The sequence below is a fragment of the Shewanella sp. GutCb genome (assembly GCF_002836135.1).
GTDB lineage: Bacteria > Pseudomonadota > Gammaproteobacteria > Enterobacterales > Shewanellaceae > Shewanella.
In genome coordinates, this window is sequence record NZ_PJBL01000016.1 from 120926 (window position 1) to 134155 (window position 13230).

General features: G+C 44.4%; 10 protein-coding genes. 1 reads left to right on the top strand and 9 read right to left on the bottom strand.

Annotated elements, in window-relative coordinates:
* Positions 1 to 121: 121 nt before the first annotated feature.
* The 8 genes from greA to dnaK all read right to left on the bottom strand — a co-directional run bounded on the left by greA (position 122) and on the right by dnaK (position 11180).
* The gene (greA, locus tag CXF86_RS09050; protein ID WP_101089987.1) at positions 122 to 598 is read right to left on the bottom strand and encodes a transcription elongation factor GreA; all 477 of its coding nucleotides are present in this window, start codon (positions 596 to 598) and stop codon (positions 122 to 124) included.
* 367 nt (positions 599 to 965) lie between these two features.
* The gene (carB, locus tag CXF86_RS09055; protein WP_101089986.1) at positions 966 to 4187 is read right to left on the bottom strand and encodes a carbamoyl-phosphate synthase large subunit; all 3222 of its coding nucleotides are present in this window, start codon (positions 4185 to 4187) and stop codon (positions 966 to 968) included.
* 28 nt (positions 4188 to 4215) lie between these two features.
* Entirely contained in the window at positions 4216 to 5388 is a 1173-nt protein-coding gene (gene carA, locus CXF86_RS09060; RefSeq protein WP_101090038.1) for a glutamine-hydrolyzing carbamoyl-phosphate synthase small subunit, read from the bottom strand.
* A gap of 175 nt (positions 5389 to 5563) precedes the next feature.
* Positions 5564 to 6379 carry a 4-hydroxy-tetrahydrodipicolinate reductase gene (gene dapB / locus CXF86_RS09065; protein WP_101089985.1) on the bottom strand — a complete coding sequence of 272 codons (816 nt, stop codon included), beginning with the start codon at positions 6377 to 6379 and terminating at the stop codon, positions 5564 to 5566.
* Positions 6380 to 6442: 63 nt separating this feature from the next.
* Complete coding sequence (locus tag CXF86_RS09070; RefSeq protein ID WP_101089984.1) at positions 6443 to 7060, bottom strand: BamJ family beta-barrel-assembly machinery protein; 618 nt, start codon at positions 7058 to 7060, stop codon at positions 6443 to 6445.
* A gap of 82 nt (positions 7061 to 7142) precedes the next feature.
* On the bottom strand, positions 7143 to 7943 hold the full coding sequence (locus CXF86_RS09075; RefSeq protein WP_101089983.1) for a M48 family metallopeptidase: 801 nt from the start codon (positions 7941 to 7943) through the stop codon (positions 7143 to 7145).
* A gap of 88 nt (positions 7944 to 8031) precedes the next feature.
* A complete protein-coding gene (gene dnaJ / locus CXF86_RS09080; protein WP_101089982.1) occupies positions 8032 to 9165 on the bottom strand; it encodes a molecular chaperone DnaJ in 1134 nt (377 codons plus the stop codon).
* A gap of 89 nt (positions 9166 to 9254) precedes the next feature.
* Positions 9255 to 11180, bottom strand: coding sequence for a molecular chaperone DnaK (gene dnaK / locus CXF86_RS09085; RefSeq protein ID WP_102038813.1), 1926 nt, complete (start codon positions 11178 to 11180; stop codon positions 9255 to 9257).
* A gap of 301 nt (positions 11181 to 11481) precedes the next feature.
* On the opposite strand from dnaK, the gene CXF86_RS09090 reads away from it, so the two are divergent.
* On the top strand, positions 11482 to 12399 hold the full coding sequence (locus CXF86_RS09090; protein WP_101089980.1) for a DMT family transporter: 918 nt from the start codon (positions 11482 to 11484) through the stop codon (positions 12397 to 12399).
* A 113-nt stretch (positions 12400 to 12512) separates the two neighbouring features.
* Here CXF86_RS09090 and CXF86_RS09095 read toward each other — a convergent pair whose 3' ends face one another.
* Complete coding sequence (locus CXF86_RS09095) at positions 12513 to 13172, bottom strand: hypothetical protein (protein ID WP_101089979.1); 660 nt, start codon at positions 13170 to 13172, stop codon at positions 12513 to 12515.
* Between the last annotated feature and the right edge of the window lie 58 nt (positions 13173 to 13230).

Genomic DNA, 13230 nt, shown 5'->3' on the forward strand with positions numbered 1-13230 from the left:
CTATTAAGATTTATATACTAAGCGTAGCGCTCAGCTTATACAAACTTTTAATAGCATCACAATAAAAATCTCATAAAAAAACCGCTAAACAGCGGTTTTCTTTAATATCTAATCAATTAAGTTAGATATATTGGACTTTAATAATTTCAAAGTCGTTGGTACCACCGGGTGTAGTGATCGAGATTTCATCATCAACACTCTTACCAACCAAACCACGTGCGATAGGTGAGCTCACTGAAAGTAAATTCTCTTTCACATTAGCTTCATCTTCACCCACGATGCGATAGGTCACTTCTTCATCAGTATCGACGTTTAAGATCGTCACTGTAGTACCGAAAATAACTCGACCTGTATTAGGCATGTCCGTCACATCAATAACTTGTGCATGAGACAGTTTACCTTCGATATCACGAACTCGAGCTTCACATAGCCCTTGCTCTTCTCGAGCAGCGTGGTATTCAGCGTTTTCTTTCAAATCGCCTAGCTCACGTGCTTCACCGATTGCTTGTGCAATTTTCGGACGACGGTCAAATTTCAAAATCTCTAATTCTTTACGTAGTCGTTCAGCACCGACGACTGTCATTGGAACCTTACTCATAAGCTTCTTTCGTCTCCTTTAAAACAAAAGCAGTCCTCGCTGACGGGTCAATTTGTCAACGTGGCAATAATCTGTGGAATTGCGCTATTGTAAACGCTGAGGGCAAAAGTTGCACCTGCAGAATTTATAGAGCTTACTCAACCTTGGCAATACTTACTAGCAAAGTCAGATAAATCTTTATTAATCGAGAGTCCGTTCACCTAATTTGCACCTTTACTTCTACCTCAGCTTTATTCGCCTGCGCTGAGCGCTAGTAACATAGAAGTTGTACCGGGGTTTCTATCCATATCTATCGTTTCGGTATAATCCCGTAAATAAATCATAAAAAAGGCCGCAAAAAATGCGGCCTTTTTTGCATCACTTAAATTTACTTAGTAATACGTTTATGTAGCTCTTGCACTGACGTCACATTTGAACGGGAATCGGCAGCATGCGCCATACACGTTGCAAATGCAGCATTCAATGTCGTGGTGTAATTCACTTTATAGCGCAGTGCACCGCGGCGAAGTTGACGTGAATCTTCAATCGCCTTACGACCTTCAGTGGTATTAACAATGTAGGTATATTCGCCATTCTTAATACGGTCAAGAATATGCGGACGACCTTCGTGTACCTTGTTCACTAGACGTGGGTTAATACCCGCTTCGCCTAAAATAACTGCAGTACCGTGAGTCGCATCAATTTCATAACCCAGCTCAATCAACTTAGCGGCTAAATCGGCAACGCGCGCTTTATCACTGTTACGAACAGACAATAATGCACGGCCTGATTTTGGCACTTCACACGTCGCACCAAGCTGCGCTTTAGCATAAGCTTCGGCAAATGAGTCACCCACACCCATCACTTCACCGGTAGAGCGCATTTCAGGGCCGAGCAATGGGTCAACACCAGGGAACTTATTAAACGGCAATACCACTTCTTTTACAGAGAAAAACGGTGGGATCACTTCCTCAGTAATATTCTGTGACTTAAGGCTTTGACCCGCCATAACACGTGCCGCAATCTTGGCTAACGGGACGCCTGTCGCTTTCGATACAAAAGGAACGGTACGCGCTGCACGAGGATTAACTTCAATCATGTAGATTTCGTCATCTTTGATGGCAAACTGTACGTTCATCAAACCGATAACGCCAAGTTCCATGGCTAACTTACCCACTTGCACACGCATACGATCTTGAATATCTTGGCTCAAGCTATATGGAGGTAAAGAACAACCAGAGTCACCAGAGTGAACGCCCGCTTGCTCGATATGTTCCATGATAGAACCGATAACTACAGTTTCACCGTCACAAATTGCATCGATATCGACTTCAATCGCATTATCAAGGAATCTGTCTAGCAATACTGGTGATGCATTTGAAACACTCACTGCTTCATTGAAATAACGACGCAAATCTTGTTCATCATAAACAATCTCCATTGCGCGGCCACCCAATACATAAGATGGACGAACCACTAATGGATAACCGATACGCTCGCCAGAGATCACAGCGCCTTCAACGGTCGTTACCGTATCATTTTCAGGTTGCTTCATGTTTAAACGCACAATCGCTTGCTGGAAACGTTCGCGGTCTTCAGCACGGTCAATGGCATCTGGACTGGTACCAATAATGGGTACGCCAGCGGCTTCAAGATCACGGGCTAACTTAAGCGGTGTTTGACCACCGTACTGCACGATAACGCCTTTTGGCTTCTCGATACGCACGATTTCAAGTACATCTTCAAAAGTAATAGACTCAAAATACAGACGATCTGAAGTGTCGTAATCGGTAGATACCGTTTCAGGGTTACAGTTAACCATGATGGTCTCGTAACCGTCTTCACGTAACGCTAACGCCGCGTGTACACAACAGTAATCAAATTCAATACCTTGACCGATTCGGTTAGGTCCGCCGCCCAATATCATGATTTTTTCACGATTTGATGGGTTAGCTTCGCACTCTTCTTCATAAGTTGAGTACATGTATGCGGTATCGGTTGCAAACTCAGCGGCGCAAGTATCAACACGCTTGTAAACCGGATGAATTTCAAAACGAGTACGTAATTTACGCACTTCAGTCTCGCTAACACCGGCAAGCGCTGCTAAGCGCGAATCGGCAAAACCCTTGCGTTTAAGCTTACGTAAAGTATCTTTGTCTAAACCCGCAAAGCCCGCTTCGGCAACTTGTGTTTCAGACTTAAGTAAGTCTTCAATTTGCACTAGGAACCAAGGGTCAACATTGGTTAAACCAAAGATATCCTCAACCGACAAACCTAAACGGAATGCATCAGCAATATACCAAATACGCTCTGCACCAGGTTCTTTTAGCTCATGACGAATACGCGACATAGCATCAGGTTCAGTGATATCAATCTCTGGACAAAGACCGTTTTTACCAACTTCAAGACCACGTAGTGCTTTTTGCAGTGACTCTTGAAAAGTACGGCCAATCGCCATCACTTCACCGACTGACTTCATCTGTGTTGTTAGACGGTCATTAGCACCGGCAAACTTTTCGAAGTTAAAGCGGGGTAATTTAGTCACAACGTAATCAATTGCAGGTTCAAAAGATGCTGGCGTAGCACCACCTGTAATGTCGTTGCTTAGCTCGTCTAACGTATAGCCAATCGCCAACTTGGCAGCGATTTTAGCGATAGGGAAACCTGTCGCTTTAGACGCTAATGCAGATGAGCGCGATACACGTGGGTTCATCTCGATGATAACCATACGGCCATCTTCAGGGTTGATACCAAACTGTACGTTAGAACCACCGGTTTCAACACCAATCTCACGTAGCACTGCAAGTGATGCATTACGCATCAATTGGTACTCTTTGTCAGTTAAGGTTTGTGCTGGAGCAACGGTGATGGAATCACCGGTGTGCACACCCATTGGGTCGAAGTTTTCAATGGCACAGACAATGATACAGTTATCATTACGGTCACGTACCACTTCCATTTCGTACTCTTTCCAACCAATCAAAGATTCGTCGATAAGCAGTTCGCTGGTCGGAGAAAGATCCAGACCTTGAGAACAGATATCTTCAAATTCTTCTTTGTTGTACGCGATGCCGCCACCGCTGCCGCCCATGGTGAATGATGGGCGAATAATACATGGATAGCCGACTTCTGCTAATACAGCGCGAGCTTCATCCATATTATGAGCGATACCGGCACGAGGACATTCAAGTCCAATCGACTTCATCGCCTTATCAAAACGGCTGCGGTCTTCCGCTTTATCGATTGCATCGGCTGTAGCGCCAATCATATCGACATTGAACTCTTTTAGTACGCCACGGCTTTCAAGCTCGAGAGCACAGTTAAGTGCAGTCTGGCCACCCATTGTTGGTAAGATCGCATCTGGGCGCTCTTTAGCAATAATGTTGCGTACTACTTCCCAGTGAATCGGCTCGATATAAGTTGCATCGGCCATCTCTGGGTCAGTCATAATCGTTGCAGGGTTAGAGTTAACAAGAATAACTCGGTAACCCTCTTCGCGTAGGGCTTTACAGGCTTGAGCGCCTGAGTAGTCAAACTCACAGGCTTGGCCAATAACAATTGGTCCAGCCCCTAGGATAAGAATACTCTTTATATCGGTACGTTTTGGCATTGCTTAAATCTTCTCCCGGATGAGGTTACTACTTGGCGTTCTGGCGATACAGTTCAATCAAGTCAATGAAATGATTAAACAATGGCGCGGCATCATGTGGTCCAGGGCTTGCTTCAGGGTGACCCTGGAAGCTAAACGCTGGCTTATCAGTAAGGTGAATACCTTGCAAAGAACCATCAAACAGTGACTTGTGAGTCACTTTAATATTGGCTGGCAGTGTTGTTTCATCTGCAGCAAAACCGTGGTTTTGACTGGTGATCATTACATTGCCTTGCTCGATATTGCTCACTGGGTGGTTTGCACCGTGATGACCAAATTTCATTTTCAAGGTTTTAGCGCCTGAGGCTAATGCTAATAACTGGTGACCTAAACAGATACCAAAAACCGGAATTTCAGTCTTTAAAATCTCTTGAATCGCCGTAATTGCATAGTCACATGGTTCTGGGTCACCAGGACCATTTGATAGGAAAATCCCATCTGGGTTCATCGCTAACACTGTCGATGCAGGTGTTTGTGCCGGAACAACAGTGACGTCACAGCCACGGTCGACTAACATGCGCAAAATGTTACGCTTAACACCGTAATCATAAGCAACGACTTTATACTTAAGCTCTGCTTCAGTCTTATCAGACGGTAAACCGCCCACAAGACGCCAGCTACCGCTACGCCATTGATAGGCTTCAGTGGTGGTGACTTCTTTGGCTAAATCCATGCCTTTTAAACCAGGGAACGCTTTAGCAGCTGCTAGCGCCTTGGCTTCATCTAAGTCACCCACAAGAATACATCCTGCTTGGGCGCCTTTTTCTCGTAAAATACGAGTCAATTTACGGGTATCAATATCCGCAATACCAACGACGTTGTTGGCCTTTAAGTAGTCACTTAAAGATTGCTGATTTCGAAAATTACTTGCGGTAAGCGGCAAGTCTCGAATAATAAGACCACAAGCATGAACAGATGACGACTCAGTGTCTTCATCATTGGTGCCAGTATTACCGATATGTGGGTAAGTTAAGGTTACGATTTGACGTGAATACGATGGATCAGTCAAAATTTCTTGGTAACCAGTCATTGAAGTGTTAAATACCACTTCACCAACAGACATCCCTTCAGCACCAATTGCAGTGCCAGAAAAAACGGTTCCATCTTCAAGTACGAGTAAGGCAGACTTTGTCAACGCGACCTCCGGAAAGAGCCAAATCATTGAAATACAATGTTTTTTGTGTTTTTTTAAAATACCAACTTTCGATAAAATACGAAATTTTGACAAATTCCGCCGAGTTTATATGGAAAATGGGTATTCGTCTATAGCGGAACTGTGCTTTTAACAAAAATAACTGTTCGCGCAAAAAAAAACCGCTAATAGCGGTTTTTAATATTTATTGTTTTAGGCCAAGGACTTGCTGCATATCATAGAGCCCTTCGCCCTGAACGACCAACCAGGATGCAGCCCGCATCGCTCCATTAGCAAAGGTCATTCGACTCGATGCTTTATGGGTTATTTCGAGTCGCTCGCCAATATCGGCAAACATTGCAGTATGTTCACCAACGATATCGCCAGCGCGTATGGTAGAAAAACCAATGGTTTCTCTATCGCGCTCACCAGTGATTCCTTCTCTGCCATATACGGCACATTTATCCAGATCACGGCCTAACGTTTCAGCGATGACTTCACCCATTTTGAGTGCAGTCCCTGAAGGGGCGTCTTTCTTATAACGGTGGTGGCCTTCGATAATCTCGATATCACTATAATGACCCATCACTTCGGCAGCCACTTCAAGCAGCTTCCACATGAGGTTTACGCCGACAGCCATATTAGGCGCCATCACAATTGGCACTTGTTTAGAGTATGCTGAAATTTGCTCTTTTTGAGCATGATTGAATCCGGTTGTGCCGATAACAATAGCTTTGCCATTGTTAGCACACCAACCAGCATGGATGACACTAGCTTCAGGCGAAGTAAAGTCGATGAGCACATCAAAATCATCAACGGCCTTGTCTAGTGAGTCGGTAATCGCAACATTCATTGCGCCCACACCTGCAAGTTCTCCCGCGTCAACACCCATCAACGTAGAACCCGCACGCTCAATCGCAGCACCTAACAAAATGAGATCATTCTGTTTAGCCGCTTCAATAAGAGTACGTCCCATACGACCACTGCCGCCGGTAATAGCCACTCTTACTTTTTCAGTCATCTCGGTCACTCCTTACAAATGTCAAAAAAAAGCCTAAGTATTAACTTAGGCTTATTGGCTAACTTAGATAATATCTAACAATTCAACTTCGAATACCAAAGCTGAATACGGTGGAATTGAAGCACCCGCTCCACGCTCACCGTATGCTAGGTGATGCGGCACGAACAACTTCCACTTAGAACCGACAGGCATTAGTTGTAATGCTTCAGTCCAACCAGCGATAACGCCAGACACTGGAAATTCAGCAGGCTCGCCACGAGCAACTGAACTATCAAATATATTACCAGAGATGAAAGTACCGTGGTAATGAACACGTACAGTTGAATCATAATCAGGCTTGTCGCCATTACCTTCAGCAATAATTTCATACTGTAGGCCAGATTCAGTGGTCAATATTCCGTCACGTGCAGCGTTATCAACTAGGTACTTATCACCCTCTTCTGATGCAGCGGCAGCGGCAGCTTCTTGCACTTTCTGGATGCGTTGGCTGATTTCAGTAAATGCGACTTGCATATCTTGCATATCAACAATACTTTCTTTACCTTCAAAAGCGTCAGATAGACCCAATTGAGCAGCTGAAATATCGATACCCTCAAATGAGTTAGCAGCGAGTTGCTCACCTAGTTGACGACCAACACCGTAACTTGCTTGCTCTTCAATTGTACTGAACTTATCAGACATAATGATTATTCTCTTAATGATTCAATGAATTTTCGCGCGAAACCTTAGCATATTTTCTGTGATATAGCCCTAAAAAGCGCAGCTATTTTGGCCTTTGACAAGTATCTTTCACACTAACACGGTTAGCCTCATAAAGATGTTGAGCTTTAGCCTGCATTTCCTGTAATGATTCAATGCGCTGGCCATATGATGGGTGGGTAGATAGTAATTCAGGACCTTGTTCACCACCCGCTTTGGCCATATTACGCCACAGTGCTACACTTTCTGCAGGATTAAACCCTGCAGAAGCCATCAATTGTACCCCCATAATATCGGCTTCACTTTCTTGCTCTCGACCATAAGGCAACATATACCCCACTTGAATGCCTAAATCTAAGGCGGCCATATACCCCTCTTGATTTGAAACACCACCAACATCTAGAGCAAGATCCGCAAACTGCATTCCTATTCCAGTCATTTTCGCGCGCGATACTTGCTCATTGCTATGATTAGCCAGAACATGGGCAACTTCATGGCTAATAACCGTCGCCAATTGATCTTCATTGATGGCAACGTTGAGTAAGCCAGTGTAAACACCTATATGCCGACCAGGCAGTGCAAAGGCATTCACTTGTTTAGAGTCGAACACAATAACCTCCCAACGCTGACCTTGCTCTGGTAGTGCCCGTGTAATTCGAGCCGCCACACAATCAACAAATTGGTTCAGTTGAATATCATCGCTAATTTTTTCTGTCTTTTTAAGTTCAACAAAAGATGAGTCCCCTAGCTGCGACATCTCTTGAGCAGAAAACAGCAGTGTTTGATTTCGGCCTGTCGGGGAGTGATGCGTCGCGCAACCTGATATTAGCAATAAGGCGCTAACAATTAGGAGTAATCCTTTCATCGTGGGTTAAATCCATTATTTTTAAGTAAAAAAAAGCCTCGCTATGCGAGGCTTTAGTCGTTCTAAATCGGCCAGTCGATGACTTTTATTAGCTATTCAGATCTTGGAAAAACTTTTTAACACCGTCAAAAAAACCGTCAGCTTTAGGGCTATGTTTTTTTGATTCGCCAGTGAGTGTATCTTCGAATTCACGAAGTAACTCTTTCTGACGCTCATTAAGGTTAACCGGAGTTTCCATTACAACCTTGCATAACAAGTCACCAACAGCGTGACTGCGTACAGACTTAACGCCTTTACCGCGCATACGGAACATACGGCCTGTTTGCGTTTCGGTTGGGATTTTAAGATTAACCTTACCGTCTAATGTCGGTACTTCAATCTCGCCGCCCAACGCCGCCTTGCTAAATGAAATTGGCACTTCGCAATAAAGGTTATTGCCATCGCGCTGGAAAATAGCATGTTCACGTACACTGACCTGAACATATAGGTCACCAGCAGGTGCACCAAACTCACCCGCTTCGCCTTCGCCAGTTAAACGAATACGATCGCCGGTATCAACCCCTGCTGGGATCTTAACAGCCAAGGTTTTGCTCTTCTCAACACGACCTTCGCCATGACACTTATTACAAGGATCTTTAATGATCTTACCGCGACCATGACAAGTAGGACAAGCTTGCTGAACCGCAAAGAACCCTTGACGCATCTGCACTTGGCCTTGGCCATGACAGGTACCACAAGTGGTTGGTGATGAGCCTTTCTTAGCACCACTACCATTACAAGGTTCACACGCGACCAATGTTGGAATGCGCAGTTCTTTGCTTAAACCTTTAACCGCTTCTTCTAAAGACAGTTCAAGGTTGTAACGTAGATCGCTACCGCGTGCAGCTTGACGTTGTCCGCCGCCGCCACGACGGCCACCACCGAAGATATCACCAAATACATCGCCAAACACGTCGCCAAAATCAGCACCGCCTTGACCGCCACCACCACGATTAGGATCAACACCAGCATGACCAAACTGATCATAGGCGGCTTTCTTATCGCTGTCGGTAAGGATTTCGTAAGCTTCTTTAACTTCTTTAAAGTTAGCTTCTGCTTCTTTATCACCTGGGTTGCGATCTGGGTGAAACTTCATTGCTAAACGCTTATAAGCTTTTTTCACTTCGCGTTCGCTGGCGTCACGTCCGACACCTAATACTTCGTAAAAATCTCGCTTTGACATAATCTCATGCTTTCTTTGCTGGAGTTACACGAACGGGCGTTAGAGTTTCCTCATAACGCCCGCTAGAATAAATTAGGAGTTATCCGGCATTATTTTTTGTCGTCTTTCACTTCTTCAAACTCAGCGTCAACAACATCATCAGCTGCGTGAGCGTCTTGTTGAGCTTCGTCTGCGCCTTCTGGTTGACCTTGCTGTGCTTGCGCTTTAGCTTGGGCAATTTCCATTAGCTTAGAAGAGGCTTCCATTAGCTCTTGAGTCGCTTTTTCAATCGCTTCTTTGTCATTGCCTTTAGTGGCAGTGTCAACAGCAGCCATTGCAGCTTCAATCTTCTCTTTTTCGTCAGCAGGTAATGCTTCACCGGCTTCTTCGATTTGCTTCTTCGTTGAGTGAACCATGCCATCGGCTTGGTTACGCGCTGTGACTAGCTCTTCGAACTTAGCATCTTCATCAGCGTGAGCTTCAGCATCACGAACCATTGCTTCAACTTCTTCATCACTTAGACCTGAAGAGGCTTTAATCGTAATGTTCTGTGCTTTGCCCGTTTTCTTGTCTGTCGCTGAGACATGCAAGATACCATCGGCATCAATATCGAAAGCAACTTCAACTTGTGGCATGCCACGTGGAGCTGGCTCAATACCTTCTAGGTTGAATTGACCTAGAGACTTGTTACCGCTTGATTGCTTACGCTCACCTTGAAGTACGTGAATAGTCACAGCACTTTGGTTGTCGTCAGCAGTCGAGAACGTTTGTGACGCTTTAGTCGGAATAGTGGTGTTCTTCTCGATAAGCTTAGTCATTACACTGCCCATAGTCTCAATACCTAGAGACAGTGGCGTAACGTCTAGTAGCAATACGTCTTTAACGTCGCCAGAAAGTACGCCCGCTTGAACAGCTGCGCCAATAGCAACAGCTTCATCAGGGTTAACATCTTGACGTAGCTCTTTACCAAAGAAAGCAGAAACTTCTGCACGTACTTTAGGCATACGAGTCTGACCACCAACAAGAATCACTTCGTTGACATCAGAAACTTTTAAGTCAGCATCTGCTAGAGCAACCTTTAGTGGCTCAAGCGTGCGAGTAATCAAGTCTTCAACCAGTGACTCAAGTTTTGCACGAGTGATCTTAACCACTAAATGCTTAGGACCTGTTGCGTCAGCTGTGATGTAAGGCAGGTTAACTTCAGTTTGAGTAGTGCTTGAAAGCTCAATCTTCGCTTTTTCAGCAGCTTCTTTAAGACGCTGCATCGCTAGCGGATCGTTACGTAAATCAAGACCCTGTTCTTTTTTGAACTCATCCGCAAGATACTTAATCATACGGTTATCAAAATCTTCACCACCTAAGTGAGTGTCACCGTTAGTCGCAAGCACTTCGAAAGTCTGCTCGCCATCAACGCTGTCGATTTCAATGATAGAGATATCAAATGTACCACCACCTAGATCGTATACAGCAACGATGTTATCGCCTTGCTTCTTATCAATACCGTATGCAAGTGCAGCAGCAGTAGGCTCGTTGATAATACGCTTAACTTCTAGACCAGCAATACGGCCAGCATCTTTAGTTGCTTGACGCTGTGAATCGTTAAAGTATGCAGGAACAGTAATAACAGCTTCTGTGACTTCTTCACCTAGGAAATCTTCTGCTGTCTTCTTCATCTTCTTCAAGATTTCAGCAGAGATTTGTGGTGGAGCCATTTTCTTGCCTTGGGCTTCAACCCAAGCATCGCCGTTATCTGCGCCAACAATTTTGAATGGCATGATGTCAACGTCACGTTGAACTTCGTCATCTTTAAAACGACGACCAATAAGACGCTTAATAGCATATACGGTGTTCGTTGGGTTTGTTACAGCCTGACGCTTTGCAGGTTGGCCAACGAGAGTCTCATCTGCAGTGTATGCGATGATTGAGGGTGTAGTACGATCGCCTTCAGCATTTTCTAATACGCGCGCTTTGCCGCCATCTAATACTGCAACACAAGAGTTTGTTGTGCCTAAATCGATACCAATAATTCTACCCATGGAGTCCTCCGAAATATGTCTTAACTAAATTTGTTATCTGGTAATAGAAATGGGGTCAGACTGAATCGTTTTCAAGTCTTACATGTTGTCCATTTCGTCTCTTGGTTACCTATATTGGGACGTTTGAAACGAATACAAGGGAAAAATGTAAATTTTGTCATTTGATTACAAATTTTTGATCTCACACTCTGTTTAAACCCGTTACCGATGTATAATGCATACAATCGAAGAAAGTGTCGTTCAGTTTAACAAATGTGATAACTGAACAAATGAATGTAGTCTCGAAGTAGAGTGATTAAAATTGAAACAGTCCCATCAAGCATATGCTTTCGGCATAGGTGCGATATTGCTATGGTCAACCGTAGCGACGGCTTTTAAAATAGCCCTGACACATTACACCCCTTTACAGCTGGTATTTATTGCTGTTACGACCTCTATTGTGGCGCTCGGAACCATCCTGGTGGCACAAAATAAATTATCGCTGGTTAAGAAGCAATTTGTCAGCCGGCCACTGTTTTATTTACAAACCGGTTTGCTCAGCCCTTTCTTGTACTATTTAGTATTATTTAAAGCCTATGACCTATTACCCGCACAGCAAGCATTGTCGCTTAATTACACTTGGGCTATTTTGCTGCCTTTACTGTCAGTGCCTTTATTGGGGCAAAAGCTAAGAAAGAGTGATCTCGCTGCAGCCCTCGTTGCCTACTTGGGTGTATTTACCATTGCAACTAAAGGCAATTTGACTGGGTTTGAATTTGAAAGCACCACTGGAGTGGTTCTCGCGCTAACCAGTACGCTGCTATGGTCTCTCTATTGGATCGTCAACACCAAAGATAAAGGTGACCCTGTGGTGAGCTTATTACTCAGCTTCCTTGTTGGGTTGCCATTTATTGTCACGGCACTGATGATGACGCAGACCCTGCCGACTTGGAATGTAGAAGGCATGTTAGCCGGTATGTATGTTGGTCTGTTTGAGATGGGTGTGACCTTTGTTCTGTGGCTTATTGCGTTGAAGAAAGCACTGCGGACCGCCAGCATTACCACACTGGTGTTTATCACTCCCGTGTTATCGATAGGCTTTATCGCTTGGATCTTGCATGAGAGTATCGAACGTTCGACTTATATAGGCTTAGGCTTGATCTTATCCGCTCTCGCACTACAGCAAGTACTTCCTAAGCTTGGCCAGTGGCGCAACAAAAAACGGGTGCCAGTGCAGTAACATCATCAGCCCCCCTTCAAATGAAGAACACCCATATGAAGAATTCACAAACCGGCGACTATGCCGGTTTTTTTATGGGTAACTCTATCGAACAGCGGTTGAATACCTTGCTGCTATAGCTTAACGACCACGATTTCACCGACGCCAACATCAACTGACAACGTTGACTCTCCGATCAAATTTTTGTTTGAATATGACTGGGCTACCAAGTTTTCTGTTACTGCTAAGTGCTTTCCCTGCTCCGAAATTGAAACTTCGCCGATACCAGAGCCAAGCTCTACCGTATTAAATAACGTTTGATGCTCAACTCTTGCACTACCGATCCCGAGCGCGATATCAATGTTACTAGACAAGCCCGTGACTTCAATGTCACCGATGCCGACCTCCAATGATAAAGCCGCTTGTTTTGGCAAATAGACTATCCATTGTTGCTCTATATTGTCTTGCTCACTTAGCGTTAAAGTAATTTCACTAGCCGTGGCAGTGGATTCAATCGATACGGCATCCAGATCGGTATCGCCCCAGAAAAATAACCAGTTAGTGTCTGCGCCCTCAACGATGACTTCAATTTTTATCTCATCGTTATCAGTGGCAATAAACTTTGCAGAACCAATGTCCATATCTAAATTAACTGACTGGCCGTTATAAGCATAAGTCTGGTTAAGCGTTCGTGTTTCTGCTGCTAAAGTGCCCGTTGATACCATCGCCACTAAAAGACCCATTGATGCCAGAATGCCTGTTGCTCTTTTAGTCTTAGTTTTTATTATCGTCATGGTAAAATCCTTTTGATGTGATTCATTTTTACTACTAACAATGAATTGCAATCTACAG